The sequence below is a fragment of the Marinimicrobium agarilyticum DSM 16975 genome, from assembly GCF_000423345.1.
In the GTDB taxonomy this organism is placed as follows: Bacteria; Pseudomonadota; Gammaproteobacteria; order Pseudomonadales; family Cellvibrionaceae; genus Marinimicrobium; species Marinimicrobium agarilyticum.
In genome coordinates this window covers 297,656-322,590 of the sequence record NZ_KE384008.1, presented here as the reverse complement: position 1 = coordinate 322,590, position 24,935 = coordinate 297,656, and the positions used below count along the sequence as shown (strand labels likewise).

General features: G+C 59.9%; 25 protein-coding genes. 10 read left to right on the top strand and 15 right to left on the bottom strand.

What is annotated here, in order from left to right:
* Window positions 1-44 precede the first annotated feature (44 nt).
* The 3 genes from G547_RS0117320 to G547_RS22085 all read left to right on the top strand — a co-directional run bounded on the left by G547_RS0117320 (window position 45) and on the right by G547_RS22085 (window position 3,337).
* Window positions 45-764: a response regulator transcription factor gene (locus tag G547_RS0117320; RefSeq protein WP_027330908.1), complete on the top strand. Its 720-nt coding sequence runs from the start codon at window positions 45-47 to the stop codon at window positions 762-764.
* Window positions 761-2,176 carry an ATP-binding protein gene (locus G547_RS0117315; protein WP_027330907.1) on the top strand — a complete coding sequence of 472 codons (1,416 nt, stop codon included), beginning with the start codon at window positions 761-763 and terminating at the stop codon, window positions 2,174-2,176. The genes G547_RS0117320 and G547_RS0117315 overlap by 4 nt, the downstream gene beginning before the upstream one ends.
* A 246-nt stretch (window positions 2,177-2,422) precedes the next feature.
* Complete coding sequence (locus G547_RS22085) at window positions 2,423-3,337, top strand: GGDEF domain-containing protein (RefSeq protein WP_051235686.1); 915 nt, start codon at window positions 2,423-2,425, stop codon at window positions 3,335-3,337.
* 28 nt (window positions 3,338-3,365) lie between these two features.
* On the opposite strand, the gene rluB is transcribed toward G547_RS22085, so the two are convergent.
* The 5 genes from rluB to G547_RS0117285 all read right to left on the bottom strand — a co-directional run bounded on the left by rluB (window position 3,366) and on the right by G547_RS0117285 (window position 7,755).
* Complete coding sequence (rluB, locus tag G547_RS22080; protein WP_084646164.1) at window positions 3,366-4,361, bottom strand: 23S rRNA pseudouridine(2605) synthase RluB; 996 nt, start codon at window positions 4,359-4,361, stop codon at window positions 3,366-3,368.
* The gene (gene scpB, locus G547_RS22075) at window positions 4,358-5,212 is read right to left on the bottom strand and encodes an SMC-Scp complex subunit ScpB (RefSeq protein WP_084646162.1); all 855 of its coding nucleotides are present in this window, start codon (window positions 5,210-5,212) and stop codon (window positions 4,358-4,360) included. The genes rluB and scpB overlap by 4 nt, the downstream gene beginning before the upstream one ends.
* A 37-nt stretch (window positions 5,213-5,249) precedes the next feature.
* Window positions 5,250-6,110 (bottom strand): segregation and condensation protein A, encoded by an 861-nt coding sequence (locus G547_RS0117295; protein ID WP_084646160.1) that lies wholly within the window; start codon window positions 6,108-6,110, stop codon window positions 5,250-5,252.
* Window positions 6,111-6,232: 122 nt separating this feature from the next.
* Window positions 6,233-6,859, bottom strand: coding sequence for an L-threonylcarbamoyladenylate synthase (locus G547_RS0117290; RefSeq protein ID WP_027330905.1), 627 nt, complete (start codon window positions 6,857-6,859; stop codon window positions 6,233-6,235).
* Between the two features lie 62 nt (window positions 6,860-6,921).
* A complete protein-coding gene (locus G547_RS0117285; RefSeq protein ID WP_027330904.1) occupies window positions 6,922-7,755 on the bottom strand; it encodes a PHP domain-containing protein in 834 nt (277 codons plus the stop codon).
* 91 nt (window positions 7,756-7,846) lie between these two features.
* Between G547_RS0117285 and G547_RS0117280 the strand changes: the two genes are divergently transcribed.
* From G547_RS0117280 to G547_RS0117250, 7 genes are all read left to right on the top strand, one after another.
* Window positions 7,847-8,593 (top strand): VC0807 family protein, encoded by a 747-nt coding sequence (locus G547_RS0117280; RefSeq protein WP_036189262.1) that lies wholly within the window; start codon window positions 7,847-7,849, stop codon window positions 8,591-8,593.
* A 26-nt stretch (window positions 8,594-8,619) separates the two neighbouring features.
* Window positions 8,620-8,919 carry a YciI family protein gene (locus G547_RS0117275; RefSeq protein ID WP_027330902.1) on the top strand — a complete coding sequence of 100 codons (300 nt, stop codon included), beginning with the start codon at window positions 8,620-8,622 and terminating at the stop codon, window positions 8,917-8,919.
* 118 nt (window positions 8,920-9,037) lie between these two features.
* A complete protein-coding gene (locus G547_RS0117270; protein WP_169449470.1) occupies window positions 9,038-9,721 on the top strand; it encodes a TIGR04211 family SH3 domain-containing protein in 684 nt (227 codons plus the stop codon).
* 8 nt (window positions 9,722-9,729) lie between these two features.
* A complete protein-coding gene (locus G547_RS22070) occupies window positions 9,730-10,329 on the top strand; it encodes a peptidylprolyl isomerase (protein WP_036189259.1) in 600 nt (199 codons plus the stop codon).
* Entirely contained in the window at window positions 10,326-11,087 is a 762-nt protein-coding gene (locus tag G547_RS0117260) for a pyridoxine 5'-phosphate synthase (protein WP_027330900.1), read from the top strand. The genes G547_RS22070 and G547_RS0117260 overlap by 4 nt, the downstream gene beginning before the upstream one ends.
* Before the next feature lie 78 nt (window positions 11,088-11,165).
* Window positions 11,166-11,579, top strand: coding sequence for a CBS domain-containing protein (locus tag G547_RS0117255; protein ID WP_027330899.1), 414 nt, complete (start codon window positions 11,166-11,168; stop codon window positions 11,577-11,579).
* Window positions 11,580-11,696: 117 nt separating this feature from the next.
* Window positions 11,697-12,497 carry a TrmH family RNA methyltransferase gene (locus tag G547_RS0117250; protein WP_027330898.1) on the top strand — a complete coding sequence of 267 codons (801 nt, stop codon included), beginning with the start codon at window positions 11,697-11,699 and terminating at the stop codon, window positions 12,495-12,497.
* A gap of 461 nt (window positions 12,498-12,958) precedes the next feature.
* On the opposite strand, the gene G547_RS0117245 is transcribed toward G547_RS0117250, so the two are convergent.
* From G547_RS0117245 to accD, 10 genes are all read right to left on the bottom strand, one after another.
* Window positions 12,959-14,197 carry an ammonium transporter gene (locus G547_RS0117245; protein WP_245573520.1) on the bottom strand — a complete coding sequence of 413 codons (1,239 nt, stop codon included), beginning with the start codon at window positions 14,195-14,197 and terminating at the stop codon, window positions 12,959-12,961.
* Window positions 14,198-14,623: 426 nt separating this feature from the next.
* Window positions 14,624-16,651 (bottom strand): transglutaminase TgpA family protein, encoded by a 2,028-nt coding sequence (locus G547_RS22065; RefSeq protein WP_051235684.1) that lies wholly within the window; start codon window positions 16,649-16,651, stop codon window positions 14,624-14,626.
* Window positions 16,644-17,633 (bottom strand): DUF58 domain-containing protein, encoded by a 990-nt coding sequence (locus G547_RS0117230; protein ID WP_027330896.1) that lies wholly within the window; start codon window positions 17,631-17,633, stop codon window positions 16,644-16,646. The genes G547_RS22065 and G547_RS0117230 overlap by 8 nt, the downstream gene beginning before the upstream one ends.
* 30 nt (window positions 17,634-17,663) lie before the next feature.
* Entirely contained in the window at window positions 17,664-18,587 is a 924-nt protein-coding gene (locus G547_RS0117225; RefSeq protein ID WP_027330895.1) for an AAA family ATPase, read from the bottom strand.
* A 26-nt stretch (window positions 18,588-18,613) separates the two neighbouring features.
* Window positions 18,614-19,801 (bottom strand): O-succinylhomoserine sulfhydrylase, encoded by a 1,188-nt coding sequence (locus G547_RS0117220; RefSeq protein WP_027330894.1) that lies wholly within the window; start codon window positions 19,799-19,801, stop codon window positions 18,614-18,616.
* A gap of 40 nt (window positions 19,802-19,841) precedes the next feature.
* On the bottom strand, window positions 19,842-21,377 hold the full coding sequence (purF, locus tag G547_RS0117215; protein WP_027330893.1) for an amidophosphoribosyltransferase: 1,536 nt from the start codon (window positions 21,375-21,377) through the stop codon (window positions 19,842-19,844).
* A gap of 52 nt (window positions 21,378-21,429) precedes the next feature.
* Window positions 21,430-21,927: a CvpA family protein gene (locus tag G547_RS0117210; protein WP_027330892.1), complete on the bottom strand. Its 498-nt coding sequence runs from the start codon at window positions 21,925-21,927 to the stop codon at window positions 21,430-21,432.
* Between the two features lie 121 nt (window positions 21,928-22,048).
* Window positions 22,049-22,681, bottom strand: coding sequence for an SPOR domain-containing protein (locus G547_RS0117205; protein ID WP_027330891.1), 633 nt, complete (start codon window positions 22,679-22,681; stop codon window positions 22,049-22,051).
* Window positions 22,674-23,990, bottom strand: coding sequence for a bifunctional tetrahydrofolate synthase/dihydrofolate synthase (gene folC / locus G547_RS22060; RefSeq protein ID WP_084646156.1), 1,317 nt, complete (start codon window positions 23,988-23,990; stop codon window positions 22,674-22,676). The genes G547_RS0117205 and folC overlap by 8 nt, the downstream gene beginning before the upstream one ends.
* Before the next feature lie 12 nt (window positions 23,991-24,002).
* The gene (gene accD, locus G547_RS0117195; RefSeq protein WP_027330890.1) at window positions 24,003-24,863 is read right to left on the bottom strand and encodes an acetyl-CoA carboxylase, carboxyltransferase subunit beta; all 861 of its coding nucleotides are present in this window, start codon (window positions 24,861-24,863) and stop codon (window positions 24,003-24,005) included.
* Window positions 24,864-24,935: the final 72 nt, after the last annotated feature.

Here is a 24,935-nt window from a genome sequence, read left to right as displayed (position 1 = left end):
CTAGCCTCACTATCCATTTTTAGAGGCTGACAATCGACGACACCATGGTGAAACTGTTACTCATCGACGACGATCAGGAACTGTGCCAACTGCTCAATGAATATTTGACCGCAGAAGGCTTTCAGGTCGACATGGCCCACGACGGGGAGCAGGCACTCGAGCAGGTGACCCGGGATAACTATGCCGCCATTGTGCTCGATGTGATGCTACCCAAGCGCAGCGGCTTTGATGTGCTCAAAGAGGTGCGGCAGAAGTACACCACACCGGTGCTGATGCTCACCGCCAAAGGCGACACCATCGACCGGGTGGTGGGCCTGGAAATCGGCGCCGACGACTATCTGCCCAAACCCTGCGATCCGCGCGAACTGGTGGCCCGCTTGCGCGCGGTCCTTCGCCGGGCCACGCCCACCCCTCAGATGCCCGGCGGCTCGGGCTCGCTTCAGGTCGAAGACCTGCGCCTGCATCTGGGCAGCCGCAGCGCCCACTGGCAGGACGAAGACGTCCCCCTGACCGGTACCGAATTCAGCGTGCTGGAGCTGTTGGTCCGCCGGGCCGGCCAGGTCATCAGCAAAGACGAACTGACCGAACAGGCACTCAACCGCAAATTGACCCCCTACGATCGCAGCATTGACGTGCACGTGAGCAACATCCGCAAGAAGCTCACCGCGGCCGGTGCCCGGCGGGAAATGATCATTAACGTCCGGGGGGCGGGCTATATGCTGACGCTCAACGAGCAGACCGAGGACGGAGCCGCGTCCGCATGACCCGGCTTTACCTGAAAGTTTTTTTCACCTTCTGGCTGATTACCGCCATGATCATCGTGGCCACCAATGTGCTCGTGCATTGGTTCGACCTGGCGCCGGATTGCAACCTCAACAGCTATCGCTACGATAAAGACTACGCACCGGCGCGCCGGCTGCTGTTCCAGATGGTCGGCTCGGCCATCAACCGCAACAAGGAAGAGCTGATTGACGACATGAAAGCCATGCCCCGCTGGTCCACACGATACTTCTATATCGTGGACGGAGAAGGCGAAGACCTGCTCGACCGCCCGCTCCCGGAGGGAGTGCGTGAGCTCTTGCCGGAACTGACCAGCATCAAGCCCTATGGCCGTCACATCGAGGGTCACCAGAAAATCTACGGCCGCTATATGTCGCTCAACGACGGCCAGCGCATCAAAGTGGTCACCGTCTCCTCCACCAAAGACGACCCCTCCGAAGCCGACATCATGCGGCAATTGTTTATCAGCAACATCTGGCCGCTGCTACTGATGTCAATCCTGATCTGCGGTGTGGCCTGCTTTTTCCTGGCACGGCATTTTTCCCGCAGCGTCGCAACCCTGCAAAAAGCGACCAAACAAATCGCCAACGGGGACCTGAGTGTTCGGGTCAGTTCGCATTTTGCTGGCCGCCGGGACGAAATTGCCTCACTGGGACGGGATTTCGATCATATGACCGAGCGCCTTGAGAAGGCCATGCTGGAGCAGAAACGGCTGATCAAGGATGTCTCCCACGAGCTGCGCTCACCCCTCGCCCGCCTCCAGGTCGCACTGGGTATCGCCCAGCAACGAAGCGATGGGCAGGTAGACAAAGAGCTGGACCGGATCAAAAAAGCGGCCGACTACCTGGGCGACGTGATTTCCGACATTCTGGCGCTGCCCGTTCACGACGCCGGCGGCTGGGAGCTGAACGACACGCTCGACCTGCGCGCCCTGATGGAAACACTGATGGACAACTACCGGGTTGACGCCGAGCGGAAAGACGTGACGCTCAAGCTGGTAACGTCACTCGACGAAGCGCTGGTCTCCACCCACGGCAACATGCTGGTAGGCGTTTTTGAAAACGTGCTGCGCAATGCGCTGCACTACACCTACCCGTCCACCACTATCCGACTGGTACTCGAGCGCCGGGAGGGCCAAAAGCCGGAAGATACCCGGTACTGCGTGAAAATCTGTGATGAGGGGCCCGGCGTACCACCGGAGAGCCTCTCCGATATCTTTCAGCCGTTCTATCGCACGGATGAAGACCGCAACCGGGAAAGCGGCGGCTATGGTCTCGGACTCGCCATCGCCCAGCGCAGTGTGGCCCTCCATCAAGGCACCATTCAGGCCTCCAACCGCCAGGGCGGCGGTCTGTGCGTAGAGGTCTGCCTGCCCACGGAAAACAGTCAGGGGTGACAAGAAACGCCCGCGGCGGTGAAGTTTTTCCGCCCGGGCGGCAACTCTTGTCGGGTTTCTGACGCTCCTGTCCCGCTCAGTCTCCCCAAAAGCCGGATAGACCGCGATGACCGGGCAAACTCTCCTTACAAATCAGTCAGTTAACACCCTCGAATGATATATGGCACAGAAATCGCTAGGTTGGGTCATCGGGCCCGAATACCGCTTTGGGCAGACCTCATAACCCCGACTGAGCGACGAACTCCCATGGTCGACGATGCGCAACAATGCCGCCCTGCCTTTGCCCTGAACTCGAAGCCGGACTCCGCCTCGCAGCGGCTGCAACTGCTTCAGCGCCTGCTGAGTTCACAAGAGCCGGCCGTGATGGTGTCTCACTTTTTTGATGCCCTGGCACCCAGGCTGGGGTTCGCCGGTCTCACTTACACACCGCCCTACCAGCGCCCACAGGTGGAATTGGGGACCGAGGGTCGGCATCAATCAGACTACGCTCTGAAGGGTGAAAACCAGAACCTCGGACACATGACGTTTCATTGGGATCGCCGTTTCAACGAACGGCAACTGGCAGAGGTGGAAGAGTGGCTCAGCGTCCTGTTCCTGCCACTGAGCAACGCCCTGCGCTACCAGGATGCACTGCGCCTGGCACTGGTGGACTCACTGACCGGGCTCGGTAATCGGGCAGCGCTGGATACCGCGTTGCATCGGGAGCTGCGCCTGGCGGAGCGTCAAGAAACCGAGTTGTCGATGCTGATCGTCGACGTGGATCATTTCAAGAAAATCAACGACCACCTTGGCCACAGTCGAGGCGATGAAATTCTCAAGCAGGTAGCGAACCTGATGTCCGACACGCTAAGGGACTCGGATCTGCTCTACCGCTACGGCGGGGAGGAGTTTGTGGTGTTGCTGAGCAACACGGGGCCGGCCGGCGCCGCTGTCATTGCCGAGCGGCTGCGCCGGACCGTGGCCCAGGTTTTCGCCCGCTCCGACCGCCCGGTGACCGTCAGCATGGGGATCAGCAGTCGCCGGCCGGAGGGGGAGATTTCAATGCACAGCCTGTTCGACCGGGCCGACCAGGCCCTCTATCGTGCGAAAGCCCAGGGGCGCAACCGGGTGGAACCGGAAATCGGTGCCACAACCCAGGCGCTCTTTTCGGCCCAAGGTTGAGCCAGCGACTTCAGAGCCCTGCAAGCCCTCAGGAGGGCTTGCGTTTGCTCGATCGCGGTGGCAGGGAGCGCTTGCCGGCGCCGGAGCGCAACCGCTTTTCCTGACGTTCCAGGCGTCGCTGCTCGTCAGGGGTCAGCTTCTTGACCGACGGGCGATTCAGACCCGCAGTCAATAACAGGTCCCGGATTTCCTTATCATTGAGCTCCACCCATTGCCCCACACGGACATGGGAGGGAATGAAGATGTTGCCATAGCGCACCCGCTTCAGACGGCTGACCTTCACCCCCTGGGATTCCCACAGGCGTCGCACTTCGCGGTTTCGCCCTTCCATCACCACACAGTAAAACCAGCGGTTACGGCCTTCGCCAGCACCTTCGACAATATCGGTAAAGCGGGCCACGCCGTCCTCCAGCAAGACCCCTTCCACCAATTGGCGTTTCATTTCATCGTCCACCGCGCCCTGAATCCGTACCAGGTACTCCCGGTCAATGACCGACGAGGGATGCATCAGCTTATTGGCCAACTCACCATCGTTAGTGAACAGCAGCAGGCCGCTGGTATTGAAGTCCAGGCGCCCGACCGAAATCCAGCGTTCGCCCGAGAGCGCCGGCAGATTTTCGAACACGGTACGGCGCCCTTCCGGGTCTTGGCGCGAACAGATTTCCCCTTCCGGCTTGTTGTACAGAATAACGCGCTGGCGGGAGACCTGTGTCCGCACCTCAACTCGCTCATCGCGGTAAAAAATGGCATCTTCCGGCGTGACACGGTCGCCCAGATGGGCCACGCGGTCATTGACACGTATTTCGCCGGCCTCGATCGCCCGCTCCATTTCACGGCGCGAGCCCAGCCCGGCACGCGCGAGGACTTTCTGGAGTTTCTCGTCCGCCGGAGCGGGTGCCCTGCCCCTACCCACCTTCTTTGAGGGAGCCTTGGTCGAGGCAGCCTCCTCGGAGGAGGGTTTGGAGGCAGGTTTGTTGCGGGAGTTTGAAGGCCCGAACGGGTTGGGTCGTTTCGATTTACTCATAGGGACGACGGCTTTGCCTCGGTGTTGGGTTCGTGCTCGGAGGAAGAGTCCGGCGATTGCGCTTGTGTCTCTGCATCGGGCGTCGACACGCTCTGGGTATCCGAAGGGTCATCGGAAGTTTCGGGTTCCTCGCCTTGGGGGTGTGGTTCATCCGCTGAGGGCTCGGATTCACCCGCGGAAGGCTCGGATTCTTCTACCGGGGAATCCGATGGTTCGGAGCCTTGATCGGCTGTTTTATCGTCGGCCTCGCTGTCATCATCGCGGTCGGTGTTCTGTCCGGCGCTGTTTCCGTCAAGGTCCAGCGCGGCATTCATGTCGCTCAGGTCCCGTATTTCACCCAGACTCGGCAGCTCGTCCAGACTTTTCAGGTTGAAATAATCGAGGAACTGGCGGGTGGTGGCATACAGTGCCGGCCTGCCCGGTACGTCGCGATGACCGACAGCCTTCACCCACTCTCGTTCGGTCAGCGTCTTGATGATATGCGAGCTGACGGCCACGCCGCGGATTTCTTCAATATCACCCCGGGTAATGGGCTGGCGATAAGCCACCAGCGCCAATGTTTCCAGCAGCGCCCGGGAATACTTCTGGGGCTTTTCCTCCCAGAGTCGGTTGACCCAGGGGGCCGTTTCCGGGCGAACCTGAAAGCGCCAGCCCGAGCCGACCTCCTTCAGTTCAAAACCACGACCCTCACAGTCGGCGGCAATGGCCTCAATGGCGGCTCGTATGTCGTCGTTTTCGGGCGCGTCCTCTTCCTCGAACAGGCCCTTCAGGCGGTTCAGGTTGAGCGGCTGGCCGGCGGCCAGAAGAGCGCCTTCAATTATCGTGCGCAGCTGGTTCAATTCCATGGTCATGCTTGGTTCACAGTGAATTCGTCGGTGACGGCGAGCGCTATTGCACTCGCGCCTTTACGTGAATGGGGCCGAAAGGTTCGCTCTGGACGATTTCCACCAACGACTCTTTGATCAGCTCCATCACCGCCAGGAAGGTTACCACGACACCCAAGCGCCCTTCTTCCGCGCGAAACAGGGCCACAAACGGCATAAACTGGTTATGCGCCAGTCTATCGAGCACCTGGGCCATTCGCTCCCGCGTGGAGAGCTTTTCTTTTTCGATATGGTGGCTTTCGAACATGTCCGCCCGGCGCAGCACTTCCGACAGCGCCAACAGGATTTCCGTCAGTTCCACTTCCGGCTCGGGCCGGGTCAGTGTGCGATCGGGGGCCTCGGCCGAGGCCTGAAACACCTCCCGACCCACACGCGGCAGTTCGTCCAGATCTTCGGCGGCTTCCTTGAAACGCTCGTATTCCTGAAGGCGACGGATCAGCGCCGCGCGCGGATCCTCCTCTTCCTCTTCTTCCGCCTGAGTGCGGGGCAACAGCATCCGGGATTTGATTTCCGCCAGCATCGCAGCCATCACCAGGTACTCTGCCGCCAGCTCAAAATGCGCGACGTCCATCAATTCCACGTAGGCCATGTACTGGCTGGTGATCTCAGACACGTCGATATCGAGAATATCAAGGTTCTGGCGCCGGATCAGATAAAGCAGAAGGTCGAGCGGCCCCTCGAACGCCTCGAGGAAGACCTCCAGCGCATCCGGCGGAATATAGAGATCCTTCGGCAGTTCCGTGTAGGCCTTGCCCTGCACGATGGCAAAGGGCATTTCCTCCTGGCTGGGGCGCCGGGCGGCCTCGCTGTCCTTCTCGGGTTCAGCGGGTACCGTTTCGGCGGTGTTGTCTGCGGATGAACTCATTAATTCTCTCGCCCCGACTACGCTCGGGATGGGTGAAAAGCACGACGGGCTCTCGCCCGGCCGCCCAGTGACCGGCATTATAACGACTAAACCCCCCGGGGCCTACTCGCCCCGCGGCGGGGTTAGTCGGGGATGAACGCCGAAGCGTCGCCCTTGCCCTGGCGGGTCACTTCCGGCACGGGGCCGGTCAAATCCACCACGGTGGTCGGTTCGAGGCCACAGTTGCCGCCGTCGATCACCAACTCAATCTGATGTTCCAGCCGTTCGCGGATGTCCAGCGGGTCACTCAGGGGCAGGTCGTGTTCGGGCATCAGCAGGCTGCTGCTCATCAGCGGCTCTCCCAGTGCTTCCATTAATGCCAGGGCGATACGATTGTCCGGCACCCGAAGACCAATGGTTTTACGTTTCGGGTGCATCAGCCGCCGGGGCACTTCCGAGGTGCCGGGCAGAATAAACGTAAAAGGGCCCGGCGTGTGGTTTTTCAACAACCGGAAGGCCTGGTTATCCACCTTGGCAAAGGTGGCCAGTTCGGAGAGGTCCCGGCACATCAAGGTAAAGTTGTGATGCTTGTCGAGTCGGCGCATCAACCGTATACGGTCGAGGGCCATTTTATCCCCGATGTGGCAACCCAGGGCGTAGGCCGAATCCGTGGGATAAGCCACGATGCCGCCGCTGCGGATAATGTCCACCGCCTGGCGTATAAGGCGGTCCTGCGGGTTGTCGGGATGAATCTGAAAAAACTGCGCCATAACACCTATGCTCTCGTCGTACTATCGGGTTTATTTTGATGGGAGCGCCCTCTTCGCCGCTCTCAGGCGGTGAAGCCGGGCAGCTCCCAGACCGGCTGGCATCCCGGCGGTAGGGGCCCAAAGTTACCCAATTCCTGCCAGGGCGCATCCGGGCGGTGGAAATCGCTGCCACAGGAAGCGGCCAGGCCCTCGCGAGTGGCAATACGCGCCAGGTCCTCGGCGGTGCCGGAGGGCTGTTGCCCGCTGATCACCTCGAGTGCATCGCCCCCCGCCTCGACAAAGTCCGCCACCAGGGCGCACATCTTGGTGCGGGTGAGTGGGTATTTTTTCGGGTGCGCGAGCACTGCCACCCCGCCAGCCTCGTGAATCCAGTTCACAACGGTGGGCATATCCGGCCACTGAAACCGGACATCGGCGGATTTACCCGCCCCCAGGTACTTCTTGAAGGCTGCATTTTGATCCTTGACGAGGCCGCGGTCCACCAGAAATTGCGCAAAATGAGGCCGGCCGATCTGCGCCTCACCCGCCAGGGCTCTGGCGCCCTCCAGCGCTCCCGGCACGCCCAGGCGCTCCAGTCGCTCAGCGATGGCCTCGGCCCGGGTAGCCCGGGCCGTCTGCTGACGTTCAATGGCCGTCTGCAGCGGGACAGAGTCAATATCGATGTCCAGGCCGACGATATGAACACCACCACGACCCCACTGACTGGAGAACTCTATGCCGGAAACCAGTGTCAGACCTTCGGCACGAGCGGCCGCCCGAGCCCGGGAGACCCCAGCGACGGTATCGTGGTCCGTCAATGCCAGAGTTTGAACCCCTTGCGCTTTGGCCCTCGACATCAGCGCCTCAGGGCTTAAAATACCGTCTGAGCAGTGACTGTGGCTGTGTAAATCAAACAAATAAGGCTCCCCGCCGCAAAAACGGCATTATGGCATGCCTGAATGCCCCAGAGCCATGAACCACCACCGAATTGGCACCAACGAGGCCCGAATGAACGACAGCAACAGCGTCACCGAGAAAAACCAAGCCCAAACCGAGCAACCGGGCAAACCCAAACGGGAGAGCCTGCTGGCGAACCTGTTGCTTAACATTGTGATCCCCACCCTGATCCTGACCAAGTTCAGCGGCGAGGATCAGTTGGGTATCAAGCTTGGCATCGTAGTGGCTTTGGCCTTTCCCCTCGCCTACGGCGCGCGGGACTTCCTGGTCAGCCGAAAGATGAACGTGTTTTCCGCCCTGGGTTTTTTCAGCATTCTGCTCACCGGCGGTATCAGTCTGCTTGAGCTGGACCCGCAGTATATTGCCATCAAGGAGGCCGCCATTCCGGCGATTATCGGGCTCGCGACTCTTCTCTCGATGAAAACCCGCTATCCTTTGGTAAAAACCTTCCTCTACAACGACAAGGTTCTGAAAGTGGATAAAGTGGCGGCCGCCCTGGAGGAATACAACAACGAACGTGCGTTCGAACGAACCTTGCAGAATGCCTCCTACCTGATCGCCGCTTCCTTTTTTCTGTCCTCAATGTTGAACTATATTCTGGCAAAAGTGATTTTGGTCAGCGACCCCGGCACCGTGGCCTTCAACGAGGAACTCGGCAAGATGACGGCGCTGAGCTTCCCGGTCATCGCCGTACCCGCGATGCTGGTGATGATGTTTGCGCTGTTTTACCTGTTTCGCCGTATCCGCGTGCTCACCCACCTGGGGCTGGACGATGTGATCAACGACGGCGGCCAATAAGAGAGCCGCTTTTAGAAGGAGCAATTATGTTTTATGCGATTATGAGTGAAGATGTCTCCAACAGCCTGGAAAAGCGCAAGGGCGCGCGCGCGGACCACATCGCTCGCCTGAACGCATTGAAAGACGCCGGTCGGTTACTGCTGGCCGGGCCTCACCCCGCCACCGACAGTGAAGACCCGGGCTCGGCGGGCATGACCGGCAGCCTGGTGGTTGCCGAGTTCGACTCGCTGGAGGCCGCCCGGGAGTGGGCTGATGCCGACCCTTACGTCGCCGCCGGTGTGTATGCAAAAGTCGTCGTAAAGCCGTTTAAGCGCGTGCTGCCCTGAGCGCTCGGCGGCGGTATGGCCGCTACAAATTTTGTGGGCCAGAACACTTGGCCCTGAGGTTGATTGACGTACAATCGCAGTCACTTGAACCACCCACCAATAAACCATGGGTATAAGCGTGAAAAAACTTTTGTCCCTCCTCTGTTTGCTTGTCCTGACGGTGCCGGCGCTCCCCGCTCTTGCTCAGGATCGCTACGTCTCGGATGTACTCTATGTCCCCCTGCGAAGCGGGATGGGCAACCAGTACCGAATTGTGCACCGAGGGCTTTCCAGCGGCACCCGGCTGGAGTTGGTGCGCGAGGCCGAAAGTGAAGACGGCGAGATCTGGAGCCTGGTGCGCACCCAGGACGGTGAAGAGGGCTGGATTCGCAGCCAGTTTCTGTTGTCCGAACCGACGGCCGCCCTCAAACTGGAACGTCTTCAACAGCGCGCCGGAAACGTCAGCGAAGAGAACCAGTCCCTGGAAGATCAACTGACCGAGGCCAGAGAGCGGGTCTCACAGCTGGAAGGTGAGCTGCAAGACGTGCGCGAACGCTACGCCGCCTTGCAGGACGAGCACGAGCGCCTGCAGTCGGTCTCATCGGACGCTGTAAGTCTGCATCAGCAGCACAAAGAGTTGAGTGAAAATTACCAGATGCTGCAGACCCGCTACGACGTCGTGCAGGCCGACAATGAACGTCTCAAACGAGACCGTCGCTATCAGGACTGGTTGTTTGGTGGCGGCATTCTCGTGGCCGGCGTGCTGTTGTCACTGATTCTACAAGCCATCGGCAAGCGCCGACGTCAGTCGGAATGGCGATAGGGGGAACCATGGGTCGTTTTGTTCAACTCAGCTATACCCTGCTCTTAAGCGCGCTGCTTGCCGCCTCGCCCTCCTGGGGACAAGAAGGCGGCGCAGCGCAGGCCGATAAACCGCGCGTCCACCTGGAGACCGATGTGGGGCCCATTGTGTTGGAGCTGTTTCCCTCTCAAGCGCCCAAGACAGTCGACAATTTTTTGAAGTACGTCGACGATGGTTTCTATAACGGAACAATTTTCCATCGGGTCATTCCCGGCTTCGTGGTTCAGGGAGGCGGCCTGACCTATGACTTTACGCGCAAGGAACCCCGCGATCCGGTCGTCAATGAATCCGCCAACGGTTTGAGCAACAAGCCGATGACCGTCGCCATGGCCCGGCATCGGGACCCGGACAGCGCGACGTCGCAGTTTTACATCAACCTGAACCACAATCAGAGCCTGGACGCGAAAGAGGACCAACCAGGCTATACCGTTTTCGGTCGGGTTGTGGAAGGCCACGAAACCGTGATCAAAATCGTCGAGGAGCCCAGGGGCAACTACAAACAGTACCCCGACGCGCCCAACACGCCCGTGCGGATTCTCAACGCCACCCGGGAGCCGACATCGCCATGACCACCCAGCTGAGCGTCAACCTGAACAAGATCGCCCTGATCCGCAACTCGCGCGAGGGGAACTATCCCGACGTGGTCCACCACGGTCAGATCTGCCTGGACGCGGGCGCCGACGGCCTGACCGTGCACCCCCGCCCGGACCAGCGCCATATACGGCCAGAGGATGTAATGGCGCTGAGCGAGCTGCTCGAGACCAAAGACGGAATCGAATTCAACATAGAGGGAAACCCCCATGCCGGAGCAACGGGCCGCTACCCGGGCTTTATGGCACTCGTACAGCAGGCTCGGCCCGATCAGTGCACTCTCGTCCCGGACAGCGACGACCAACTGACCTCGGACCACGGCTTTGATCTGACCCGTAGCGGGGAGGCTCTCAAACCCATCATTGCCGAACTGCACGATCTCGGGTGCCGGGTCAGCCTATTCATGGACCCGGATCTGGAGCAGATCGACCTGGCCCGTGCCGTGGGCGCCGACCGGATTGAGCTGTATACCGGGCCCTATGCCGCCGCCCACAAGGCCCACAACTCAGAGCTGGACGCCCTGCTCGATCGTTACCGCCTGGCGGCCAGTCACGCGCGGGAAATTGGCCTGGGCGTCAATGCCGGCCACGACCTGAACCTGGACAACCTGGAACAGTTTCTCCATATTCGCGGCATTGATGAAGTCTCCATCGGGCACGCCCTGACCGTGGATGCGCTGCAGATGGGGTTGGCCGCTGCCGTGCGCGCCTACCTGAAAATCTGCAAGGGCCACTGATCCAAACCCCACCAGCGCTGACATTATCGGCTATGCTTAAAGGGACGATCTTGCGACCAGGCCAATCAGGAGTCAGCCATGCATTCGATACTGGTGAGAGACTACATGCAGCGGAACACTCACGCGATTTCGGTCAACAGCAATACGGCCGAAGTCGTGGAGCGGCTGTTGAAAAGCGGCATGACCGGTGTACCGGTCATTGATGACAGAGAGTACGTCGTGGGCTTTGTCTCAGAGCAGGACTGCATCAAGGAAATGCTGAACGGTGCCTTTTTCTGCGACGAGCCGCCAAGCGTGCGCACCGTCATGACCACCGAGGTGCTGACGGTAACACCGAGCACCAGCATCGTCGAAATGGCGCAGACCATGCTTCATCAGAAACCGAAAAACTATCCGGTGGTCAGCGACGGCAAGCTGGTGGGCATCATTACCCGCCGCCACATTCTGCAAGCGCTGATCGACAACGACGAGGATTGCTACCTACGGGTTTGAGTTCTCCCCCCACCCGCCCGGCGTCTTTTCCAAGGAACGTCGGGCGACGCGCTTTCGCCCAATGAAGTTTGAACCGGTATAATCCGGCCCTCCACTCATCTCCCGACGCGTTTCACTATGTCCAAACCCAAAAACACCGTCGCCCCCTCCGGCGACTCCGACGCCTACCGGGCCAAAAAACAATTTTTTGATTCGCTCTTAACGGTGTACGGCCGTAAGCCGGTGCTGGAAGCCTTGCGCGACCCGGCGGTCAAGCTGTTCCGCCTGCACCTGGCGGACAGCAACAAATCCGCGTCCATTCTGGACGAGATCATCGCAATTGCCGGTGAGCACGGAGCAGAGGTGCTGTACCACGACCGCAAGGGGCTGTCGCGGATTTCGAAAAACAGTAAGCAGGATCAAGGGGTCGCAGCGGACCTTCAGTGCCGAGGCTATCAAACACTGGACGCCTTTTTGGATAAACCGCCCTCGTCGCCTTTTCGTTTGATTGCGCTCGACAGAGTCACCAACCCTCAGAATCTGGGCATGATCATCCGCTCGGCCTGTGCCGGTGACGTCGATGGTATTTTGATTCCTCAAAAAGGCGGCGCTCAGATTGATTCACTGGTGATCAAGGCGAGCGCCGGCACGGTGTTCCGCGCGCCGATCGTGCGCTGCCACTCCTTGCCGCAAGCGTTGTCGGGTCTGCGCGAGCGTGGCGCGACGGTTTGCGGCCTCTCGTCACATGCCTCACAAACCTTGGGGGATTTCAAACCGACGAGCGATTGTGTCTATGTGTTGGGCAATGAGACGGAGGGGGTTTCCAAGGAATCCAACCAATACTGCAACCAGCAGCTTCGGATTCCCATGAAAAATGGCGTCGAGTCGTTGAATGTAGCAGTAACCGCCGCTCTGATTGCGTTTCAGGGGGTGCTCTGAGCCCTCTTTGCTCCTGAGCTTCGCATTGGAGTGCTACGGGAGTGTAGGTCTGTCCGGGACACGCCGTAAACCCATCCATGGGGGCTCGATTACCCGCCGTCCAGGCGGGTAACGGTCCCGGACAGACCTACACTCCCTTCGCAGATGCCAACTGAAAGCTGGCCAGAGATAGCGCCTAAAAGTACCCCAGTTTTAAGCAGAAACACCCAAAGATTGTTCGCCAAATTGAGGCGACCTTTGCGATACCTGCGTCTACCAGCAAACGGCTCATTTGACGCGCTTTTAAAGGGTTTACTGTCTTACCTCCGCCTGATCATCAGTTGGCAGCGCGGAGGGAGGGCATCCCCCTCAGAGACCGTTACCTGCCTGGACGGCAGGTAATCGAGCCCCCATGGATGGGTTTACGGCGTGTCTCTGAGGGGGATACCCTCCCGTAGCACTCCCCTACGAAGCAAGCAGAACTATAGCTTGTACCCCTCTTCTTCATGATGGGTAATATCCAGACCAATCAGCTCTTCTTCGCGAGAAACACGCAGACCAGAAGTCACTACGCCGGTTACTTTCAGAAGGACAAACGTCACCACAGCGGTATACGCAATCGCCGCAACCACACCAATCGTCTGAATACCAAACTGCTGACCGATCGACTCCACCCCATCGGCAAAACCCTGACCACTGAACACACCCAGCTCCGTCGACGCGAAAATACCCGCCAACAAGGTGCCCAGGATGCCACCGACACCGTGCACCGGAAACACATCCAGAGAATCATCCACCTTGAACACCCGCTTCATCGCCTGAGTGGCGTAAAAGCACACCACACCGGCCGACAGACCAATCACCAAAGCCCCGCCAGGGCCGACAAAGCCCGAGGCCGGCGTGATCGTACCCAGACCGGCCACCATACCCGTGACAATCCCCAACACACTGGGGCGACTGAACTTGACCCACTCCATCGTCATCCACGCCAGAGAGCCGGCCGCTGCCGAGATATGGGTGACCAGCATCGCCATACTCGCGTCACCATTGGCTGCCAGCGCGCTGCCACCATTGAAACCGAACCAGCCCACCCAGAGCATACCGGCGCCGGTGACCGTCATCGTCATATTGTGCGGAGGCATGGCCGTTTTGGGAAAGCCGTCCCGGGGCCCCAACACCAGGGCCGCCACCAGAGCGGCCACACCGGCGGTGATGTGGACCACAATGCCGCCCGCGAAATCCAGCACGCCCATGGCGCTCATCCAGCCGCCGCCCCAGACCCAATGACAGATCGGGAAGTAGACGCCAAAGAGCCACAGCGTGGAGAAAATCAATACTGCCGAAAACTTCATGCGCTCGGCGAAGGCACCGATGATCAGCGCCGGAGTAATCACCGCAAACGTCATCTGGAACAGACTGAACAGGCTTTCGGGAATGTCGCCAGCCAGCGAATCCTCGCCCATACCGGAAAACAGAACCCGGCTGGTATCGCCAATCCAGGCGTTGCCCTCGCCGAAACTCAGGCTGTAACCCAATACCAGCCAAATCAATGAGGCAAGACAGGCGACGGCAAAACATTGCATCAGAATAGAAAGAATGTTCTTGGAGCGAACCAGGCCACCATAAAAAAGGGACAGGCCCGGTAACGTCATGAAGAGAACCAGGGCCGTGGCGGTTAAAATCCAGGCGGTGTTGGCACCGTTAAGCTCGGACTGAGCCATGGCCGAAACGGGGGCAAACGCCAGCAGAAGCAGCCCCAAGGCCGCTGTTCGCTTATTCATACGCTCTTCCTCAATTGTTCTGATTGCTTTCAAAGAAGCCATCTATTGTCAGGATCTCTTGCACTTTGTCGGTGCGCACAATGGCACCACCAGAGAGCAACCCACTGAAAATGCACAAAACCTCCCACTCTTTCCGGCTTTTACCGGAAAAGAAAACGAAGGCGTTGCACAAGAGTGCAGAGCGATTTTGAAAGCACGAACCATGCCCTTTTTATTGTTCTTATATTTCAATGACTTACGAATGGATAACGCCGAGAAACCCACAATAAAGCACCATCGTTGTGCGAAAGCCCAACAATGCGCACAATAATAATGCACTATCTGAAAGGATTGCCCCAGAATAAAGCGGAACACAAAGCAGCCGCACTATAAGTATTCATTGGCGCCGGACAGGGAGCGTTTCGGTGGCCGAAAACCGCTGGCCTCAGCCCTCAACTCCGCGAGCGCGGACCGATTGTCGGCATAGCTCACCAACTCATACAACTGCGCAATATGCGCCAGGGTTCGGCCCAGCGACGGCGAGGACCGCCCCAGCCGATGGGCCAGTGAACGGGGGGTTTCCCCCGGCTGTCTCGTCCAGCCAGCGCGCTTGAGCTTGCGCTCCACCCGAGCCCACTGTCGATCGGCGGGATAAGCGTATTGTGGCCGCTGGCGCCACAAAATCGAAAGCAGCAGCCCGAGAACCAACATTGCCCCCGCGCTCATGACCGCCAGAGCGATACGCCAGAGCTCATCCCCACCAAGCCAGTCTTCCAGGAATTGCGACTGCTGGTCCTGATCGTAACCCAGCACCCATCGGTGCCATTGGTAGTTAAAGGCATCCCAGCGCAACTGGAGGCGCTGAACCAAAGCCAGGTTGGCACCGAAGCCCCGCTCCAGCATCTGGGCGTCGGTGCTGGAGAGGCTCGAATCCAGGCCCCCTTCAACCCGCTCGGGCGCCACCGCCGCCGTGGGGTCAAACCGGACCCAGCCGCGACCTCGAAGCCAGACTTCGGCCCAGGCGTGAGCATCGCGCTGGCGAACGCTCCAGTAGTCTTCCACGGGATTTTGAGTGGCCCCCAAATACCCCACCACGACCCGAGCCGGAATTCCGGCCGCCCGCATAAAAAACACAAAGCTGCTGGCAAAATGCTCACAGAAGCCCTCCTGGCTTTGCCAGAGGAAGTCGTCCACGGTGTTCCGACCCAGTGTTTGCGGTCTTAGGGTGTACCGAAAATGGGCGCGGTAATGGGCCAGCAGCCGGTTGATCAGCATCTGCTCGGAGCCCGCCTCCTGAGCCCACTGTCGGGCGCGAGCGCGGGTCTGGGGGTTGAAATCCTGCGGTAGCTGCAGCTCTTGCTCGCGCTCCCAGTTCGCCAATCCTCCCGCCTGGAAACGATAATCAGTGTGGGAGGTGACCTGATAGGCCATTCGTTGTTGCACCGGTTCACGTCGCAGCAACCGCATTTCGTGGCCGATTCCCAAGGCGTCATCCCAGTCGGTGGGCGCCGGGAGGGCAAAGAGCCAACGCTGCCCGGTCGGCTCGAGCATCACCGAATAACTCACCGGCGAGCCAACCGGGTCGAGCAGCTTGCGCCACTGCGCCGTCGAGGCTCGATCCCAGTTGGCCAGCTCTGGGGCTTCCTGACGACGGCTGGGGCGCCACTGGCGCCCGTCAAAATAGGAGAAGACCAGCCCCCGCCAATAGCGGTCCTCGGGCGGAGGAACAGCCCCTTCATCGAACGTTACCCGAAAGGCCAGCGCGTTCGACTGCGCCAGCGCCCCAATATCCCCTGGTGACATACTGTTGCTGATGCCGGTCATGGCAGCCCGCTCATCGGAGGGCACGGACCAGAGGGCGCCGGTCCTCGGTACTGCCAGGAACAGCACCAACATCAGCGGCACCGCCTGTGCCAGCAGGATGCTGGCCTGTCTGAAGCTGGGCCAGAAACGGTGGGACAACAGCGACTGGTTGGCCGCCACTAACGTCGCTGTGAGGGCAATCAGGGACAGGCTTCCGTAGAGCCCCGCCAACGGACCCAAGTGAAACAGAAACTGCGTCGCGGCGACGAAGTACCCCAAGTAGATGGTCACCAGCAGATCCCGCCGCCCTTTGAGCTCCAACAGCTTCAACACAAACCCGGCGAGCAACAACCCCACCATGGCGGTCATATCGAACTTGACCCCGTAACTGAGCAGCAACCCTCCACCGAGCACCGCCATCATGCCGACCCGCAGCACCAACGAGGGAAACCCCCAGGCGCCACGAAAGATCTGCCAACGCCACAACACCACCCACAGCCACACCGCCCATAGCCACAGAGGTGCATGCACCGAGTGAGGCAACAGAATGATGACCTGTGCCGCCAGCAACCAGGCCAATGCCGCTCGACTTACCTGCTCGCGATCAGCCATTGCGACCGCTCCCCTGAGCCGTTGCCTCCGGCAAACCATACACCGCCAGCGCCTTCAGCACCGCCCTCTGATGCGCTGTGCCCCCGCCCTGCGCGACCGTCTGCCCCGGCAGTCGCAGACCAAACTGCGCCGAGGTCTTGCCGTACGCCACCGCCCAATAACACAAGCGACTCAAGCGACTTTCCTGATCAAGTCCTGGGAGCGCATCCCAGTCCAGCCAGACCTGCTCGCTCTGGTAGCCGCTGTAATCCTTGAGATGCATGCCCTGCTCTCGCGCATAATGCTTCCAGGCCACGTGGGCCAGTGGCGAGCCGGCCTGGTACACGCGAAAGCCCTGAAACTCTTCCTGATTCTCCCGAGACAATTCGGTGCCCTCATCGTGAGAAATACGACTTTGCGGAGACAGATCCGTGGGTCGGGGAGCCGGATAGACCAACGCGGCACCGTCCAGTTGTACCCAGGACCAGGCACGAAAGAAGCCCAGGGGGTACACGCTCTGAATGCGCAGCCGTTCCGGCACCAACCAACCGCGCCGACGTGCCTTGTGAGAGAGCGCGACACTGCGCTGAGCCCCGGCGGGAACATCCGCCTCAATCATCAGTAGACGATCCCACCCCAGCCGCAGGGCGTCGTGGCGCGAACCGGGCGCGGCCTCCAGCAGCACGTCAAATTCCGCGAACTCTCCGGCAAAAGCGGGGTGAGTCCGCACCACCGACAGGGTCAGCCCCGACAGGTTGCGGAAGGCATGGACGACCGATACCACCATCAGGCTCAGCAGCAGAAAGGTCGCGCCCAGAATGAGGTTATTTTCGTAGTTGGTACCGAGCACCCACAACAGGGCAATCACCAGCAAAAAGCCCCACCCTTGGGCCGTGGGCAACACATAAATCGATTTATGCCGCAACCGCACTGACGCCGCCCGGGGCGCACGCCGGGAGACCCAGGCCCAGAACCAGCTTTTCAGTATCGGTGAAACTCTCATGGCGTCATCATCGAGAGTGGCCTGGAAGGCTCAAGCACCAACCACATCGACGGCGTTGAGCAACTCGGTAATGAGGGTATGTTCATGGCTCTCTGAACCGGCGGAGCTGGGGGCAATACGGTGTCCCACCACGGAGGGAATCAGCGTCTGCAGGTCCTCAGCGATGACGTAGCTGCGCCCATGCATGAACGCCCAGGTCTTGGCGACTCGCAACAACGCCAGAGCCCCACGGGGAGACAACCCGGACGGAAAATCGGGGGACTGTCGGGTGTGATGAATAAGCCGCTGCAGATAATCCAGAAGGCTGTCCGAGGTTTTGACTTGCTCGGCCGCCTGTTTGATCTTGGGAAGTTGCGCGGGTTTCAGGCGCGGAGTCAGGGAAGCCAGTTGCCGACGGGGATCACCGCCCAGAAGCATTTCCCGCTCCGCGTCCGCGGAGGGGTAGCCCAGACTGATACGCATCAGGAAGCGGTCCAATTGGGATTCGGGGAGTGGAAAGGTTCCCATTTGCGACAGCGGGTTCTGGGTGGCGATCACGAAAAACGGCTCCTCCAGTTTTCGCGTCTCCCCCTCTACCGTTACCTGCCGCTCCTCCATGGCTTCGAGTAAAGCGCTCTGGGTCTTGGGCGTTGTCCGGTTGATTTCATCCGCAAGGAGCAGTTGGGTAAAAACCGGCCCGGGATGAAAGGAAAATCGACCTTTGTCCCGATCAAACACGGACACCCCGATGATGTCAGCGGGCAGCATGTCGCTGGTGAACTGGACCCGTTGATAGGACAGGCCCATGACTCGCGCCAGCGCATGGGAAAGCGTTGTCTTGCCCATCCCCGGCAGGTCTTCAATCAACAAATGCCCGTCGGACAGCAGGCAAGCCAGCGCAAGCTTGATTTTGTCTTCTTTGCCCAACAGTACTTGACTGATTTCGTTGACAATCGCCTGAACAAAATCCCGCATTCCGAAACCGTCCTCTTATCTATCCTTCAGGACAGGCCCCGCGCCAGATCCCTTTTCAGGTCTTCAACGTCTTCCAGGCCGACCGCCAGGCGGATCAGGTTATCGGCAACGCCGGCCTCTGCCCGCTGCTCTGGGGTCAGCCGACCATGGGTGGTAGTGGCGGGATGGACGATCGTACTTTTCGCATCCCCCAGGTTGGCCGTCAGGGAAAAAATCCGGGTATTGTCGATGACTTTCCAGGCCGCCGCTTTATCGCCTTTGACCTGAAATGAAAGCACTCCGCCGAACGCCGACTGCTGTTTGCGGGCCAACTCGTGCCCCGGATGGGTGGGCAGCCCCGCATAAAACACCTGCTCTACCTCCGGCCGTTCAACCAGCCATTCCGCCAGTGCCTGAGCGTTGCGCGAGTGGGCTTCCATACGCAGACGCAAGGTCTCCAATCCCTTGAGAAACACCCAGGCGTTGAAGGCGCTGAGAGTCGGCCCGGCGCTGCGGATAAAGGCGAGCACATCGCCAATGGTTTCCCGGTCACCGGCGACGACACCGCCGAGACAGCGGCCCTGGCCATCGATATATTTGGTGGCGGAGTGGATGATCAGGTCCGCGCCAAACTCAATCGGCCGTTGCAGCGCCGGGGTGCAGAAACAGTTGTCCACGACCAGCCGGGCGCCCTTAGTGTGAGTCAGGTCCGCCAGCTTTTGAAGGTCCACCACATCGCACAGCGGGTTGGAGGGGGTTTCCACAAACACCAGCCTGGTGTTGGCCCGAAACCCCTGCTCCCAGGCCGCCGGGTCCGTGGGGTCCACAAAGGTGGTGGCCACGCCGAACTTCTGTAAATATTTGGTGAAGAGCATGGTCGTGGTGCCAAACACACTGCGCGAACACAGAATGTGATCCCCCACCTGTAACAACGCCATGCAGGTGCTCAGAATCGCTGACATGCCGGAGGCCGTCGCCACGGCGCTATCGGCTTTCTCGAGAGCCGCAATACGCTCTTCGAAGGCGCGAACAGTCGGATTGGTATAGCGCGAGTAGACGTTGCCCGGCACTTCCCCTGAAAAGCGATCTGCCGCCTCCTGCGCACTGCCGAAAACGTAGCTTGACGTGAGAAACATCGCTTCACTGTGTTCCCCTTCCGGGGTGCGATGACAGCCCGCCCTGACGGCCAGGGTATCCAAGCCCGCTTCACTCAAAAAATCATCCGAATCCGTCATGCTGCTCTCGTTGAAAGTCTTCGCATTGAAAGGGTTAGTTTCAGGAGTTCTCCACCACGTCATTGTGCAGGCCGATCAAAGTCCCCTCGGCCTTGTTCGCCTTTTTACTGGCCATGCTTTTGGCGCCTTCGTTGCGCTCGGCCTCAAGCTTTTCCAGGTAGGCGTCGTCAACGTCTCCAGTCACATATTCGCCGTTGAATACCGCACAGTCAAACTCCGTGACCTTGCCGGTACCTTCCGCGGAGGCGGCGATCAGATCCTCGATATCCTGATAAATCAGCCAGTCCGCGCCGATCTCGCGACAGATTTCTTCCTGGGTCCGACCGTGGGCAATCAGTTCTTTGACCGTGGGCATATCAATGCCGTAGACGTTGGGGTAAATCACCGGGGGCGCTGCGGAGGCAAAATAGACTTTCGCCGCCCCCGCGTCCCGGGCCATCTCGATGATCTGCTGGCAGGTAGTGCCGCGGACGATGGAATCATCCACCAGCAGGACATTCTTGCCCTTGAACTCCAGCTCAATGGTGTTGAGCTTCTGACGCACGGATTTCTTGCGTTGCTGCTGACCCGGCATGATAAAAGTCCGGCCGATATAGCGGTTCTTCACCAGCCCTTCGCGGAATTTCACGCCCAGATTGTAAGCCAGCGCCTGTCCGGCCACTCGGCTGCTATCGGGGATGGGCACCACCACGTCGATGTCGTGATTGGGCCGCTCGCGCAGGATTTTGTCCGCCAGCTTCTCGCCCTGGCGCAATCGCGCCTTATAGACGGAAATGCCGTCCATGATGGAATCGGGGCGGGCAAAATAGACATGCTCGAAAATGCAGGGGGTCAGGCGGGTGTTTTCCGCACACTGGCGTTGGTGCAGTTCCCCGTCGGCGGTGATGTAAATCGCTTCGCCCGGCGCCACATCGGCAATCAGCTCAAAGCCGAGCACGTCGAGTGCCACGCTTTCCGAGGCGACCATGTATTCGGTCCCGGCATCGGTTTCCCGCTTGCCATACACCAGAGGCCGAATGCCATTCGGGTCCCGGAAGGCAATCATGCCGTAGCGGGCGATCATGGAGACCACCGCGTAACCGCCACTGACCCGTCGGTGAACACCGGCGATAGCGGCAAAAATATCATCTTCGTTGGGCTGCAGTTTGCCCTGGGACTGCAACTCGTGAGCGAACACGTTAAGCAGCACTTCGGAGTCCGAATCGGTATTCACGTGACGCAAGTCGGTCTTGAACAGCTCTTCACTGAGCCGATCCGCATTGGTCAGGTTACCGTTGTGCGCCAAAGCGATGCCGTAGGGCGAGTTGACGTAAAACGGTTGCGCCAGCGCCGGACCGGAACTCCCGGCGGTGGGATAACGAACATGACCAATACCGATGTTACCCAACAGACGTTGCATGTGGCGTGTGCGGAACACATCGCGCACCAGGCCATTGGCCTTCTGCTGAGCCAGTTTACCGCCGTCACAGGTCATGATACCCGCTGCGTCCTGGCCGCGATGCTGCAGTATGGTGAGGGCGTCGTAGAGCTGAAGATTGACATCGCTCTTACCCACAATACCGACAATGCCACACATAGAATAACCACCTTTACGTCACAAAAAACAGCGCACCGTCACCGGTGCTCCACTACTCAAACCACTGAAAAAAGAACCGGGTCGTCTCTGCCGCCAGCGCTCGGGCCCAGTGCTCGAACGCCAGAAAATGCGGAATCAATGCAGACTCCTGCCACCAGGCGTCCTGTTCCATGGGAAGGATGGACGGCAACAGAATCAGCAGCGCCATGACCACCACCAGGCCGCGCGCCAGGCCAAACAGCATTCCGAACAGGCGGTCCGTGCCGGACAGTCCCGTCATCCTGACCAGTTCGCTGATCAGGTAATTCACCATGGCCCCGACGATCAGCGTCGCAGCAAAAAGAATCACAAAGGCCGTCATTTCGCGAATGGAAGGGGTGGGGATCAGGTCCGTGAGTAACACCGCCAGGCGATCGCCGAAGAGCATGGCAATTATGAAGGCCACCACCCAGGTGGCGAGAGACAGGGCCTCTTTGACGAAACCGCGTTTGATGCTGATGAGGCTGGACACCAGAAGTATGCCCAGAATGGCCCAATCTGCCCAATTCATTCGCTGGCCCGTTTCATTAGGAAGGTCCCCGGTTTAGAGCCGGTTACCCGGCCTTGGCGCGCGCATTTTAGCAGAGGCACCGGGTATCAGATACCCCTTACCCCGCTCTGTTCACTCAACCCTAAGGCTCAAAGCGCATGATCAGGGCATCCACTTTCAACGCCTTATCCACCTCGGACTTGGTCTCTTCCGCCTCATCCCGGCTGATTTTGGGTCCGATGAAGACCCGGCTGACCTCGCCCGCACTGGTACTGGCTGAACGGATATAGGCCCGGTAGCCCTGTTTCTGGAGTCTATCCCTCAGGTCCCGGGCACTGTCCGCCGAGCGGAGGCTGGCCACCTGGATGACCCAGGCCTGACCGTCCGCCGCCTGAGTTGTGCTGTCGGATTCCGTCCCGGACTGGCTTTGCGGTTCCCGGCGTTGCTGCTCCTCCCGACTCTCCTGCTCTTGGGCCGGGGCCTCTTCAGGGGCGCTCACAGACGCCTGCGCGTCAGTCCGCTCCTCCGCCTCGTCAGCCGGCGGGGTGGACGTCTCTGGCATAAACATCTCATCCGGTTCCGGTGCCGGCTCGATGTTTTCGGGCGGTTGTGGATTATCGAAGGTCACTGTTTCCCTGGGCGGCCGATCGGGAATCAGGGTTTTGGTGCTCACAGGCTCCACCTGCCGGTCCCTGAGGAACGTCGGCACGAAGATCACCCCAATGGCCACCAATACCACCGCACCCACCAACCGCTGTGTCAAACCGCTATTCATCCAACAACTCCGTATTTTCCGCACCCGGCGCGGCCGGTTCCAGGCGCTCGCCCCGATGGGCCCATGCCGAGAGGGCCGCGCCGACGGTAAAAAAGGACCCCATTACCACAATGCGGTCGCCGGGGCTCGATCGAGACAGCAACCAATCAATCGCCCGCTCCAATGTACCACAGCCATCCGCTTCGGCCCCCAGCGTCTTAAGGTCTAGAGTCAACTGGTCCACCGTGGCGGCTCTGGGGACATCCGGCAGAGCGGCCAGCCACCAATGCTGCACCTGAGCCACCAACGGAGCCAGGGTGGCGCCCCGATCTTTATCCGCCATAATGGCAGCCAGCGCCAAGGTGCGGGGAAATGTCTCTCGAGCCAGGCGCGAGGCAAGATGTCGGGCGGCGGCGGGGTTGTGGGCCACATCCATAATAACCGTCCGCCCGCGCCAATCGAAGCGCTGATAACGTCCCGCCAAAGTCAGGGTCGACAACCCGACCGACACCGCCAGAGCACTGGCATCGAATCCCAGTTGCGCCACCGCCTGCAGTGCCGCGGCCAGACTCGGCCAGGGCAGTGTCGGCTCGGGGAGGGTCACCGACTGAGCGTTATCGTCGGCACCCGAGCCCCACCAGCGCCAACCTTCGCTCTCACTGGAAAAGCCGAAGTCAGTCCCCAAACGTTGCAGCTGCACTCCCCGTTCCGCCACGGCCGCCAACAGGCCCTCGGGGGGAGCCGGGTCGGCACACAGCGCCGGGCGACCCGCTCGGTAGATACCGGCCTTCTCGCGACCGATGCTGTCACGGTCATTGCCCAACCAGGCCTGGTGATCCAGATCAACGCTGGTAACAATGGCGACATCGGCGTCCAGAATATTCACCGCATCCAGGCGCCCGCCCAAGCCGACTTCCAATACCATCACATCGACTCGCCGACGCTGGAAAATATCCAGGGCCGCCAGAGTTCCAAATTCAAAGTAGGTCAGACTGATGTCGGGGCTGGCCTCATCAATACGGGCAAAGGCCTGGCAGAGCTCGTCATCGGAGGCGAAGGCGCCATCGATCACAACCCGTTCGTTGTAGCGCAGCAGGTGGGGAGAGGTATAGGTACCGACCGAGCATCCCGCGGCTTGGAGCAAGGCGCCGCAGGCAGCCACACAAGAGCCTTTGCCATTGGTTCCGGCGACGCTGATGACGCGGGCAGAGGGAGTCAGCAGATCCAGTCGCTCGGCCACCACACGAATGCGCGTGAGGCCGAGCTCGATTTCGGTGGGATGGTGACTCTCCAGCCACCGCAACCAGTCATCCAGACGCTCAAAGCGCATGTTTCAGACCTATCAAACGGCCTCGCGCCGGGTCAATTTGGCCAACAGGCGAGCGATCGTATCGCGCATATCGCGCCGATGAATAATCAGGTCAATCGCGCCTTTGTCGAGCAGGAATTCACTGCGCTGAAACCCTTTGGGCAGTTTCTGTCGAATGGTCTGCTCAATGATATTGGGCCCGGCAAAGCCGGCCCGGGCATTGGGTTCCGCCGCGTTGATATCCCCCAGCAGTGCGAGACTGGCCGATACGCCGCCGTACACCGGGTCGGTCATGATGGAAATATAGGGTGTGCCCTGCATCTTCAGGCGTTCGATAACGGCGCTGGTTTTGGCCATCTGCATCAGGGAGATCAAGGCCTCCTGCATGCGGGCACCGCCGGTGGCGGAGAAGCAGACCATCGGAATGTCTTCTTCCAGCGCCAGTTTCGCTGCCCGGGCAAACCGCTCGCCCACCACATAACCCATGGAACCGCCGTGAAAGGCAAATTCAAAAGCCACCGCCACGACCGGCATGCCTTTGAGCTCGCCTTTCATGGCCACAAGCGCATCCTTTTCACCGGTGCTTTTCTGGGCCGTGCTCAAGCGGTCCTTATACTTTTTAACGTCGCGAAACTTCAGCCGGTCAATCGGCTCGACGTCCGTGGCCAGCTCCTGGCGGTTGCCCTCATCCAGAAACAGGTTGAGGCGGGTGCGGGCACCGATGCGCATGTGGTGATCGCACTTGGGACACACGTCCAGGTTGCGCTCCAACTCGGGGCGATACAGTACCGCCTGACACTTGGGGCATTTTTTCCAGAGCCCTTCGGGCACTTTGCTGCTGCGCTTGACTTCGGAGCGCGCCATGCTAGGAACAATTTTCTCTAACCAGCTCATGTCGATTCTCTCTGCGAAATCGTTGTACGGTTCAATTCAAATAGTCGGTGGCATCACACCGAACCGGTGGTC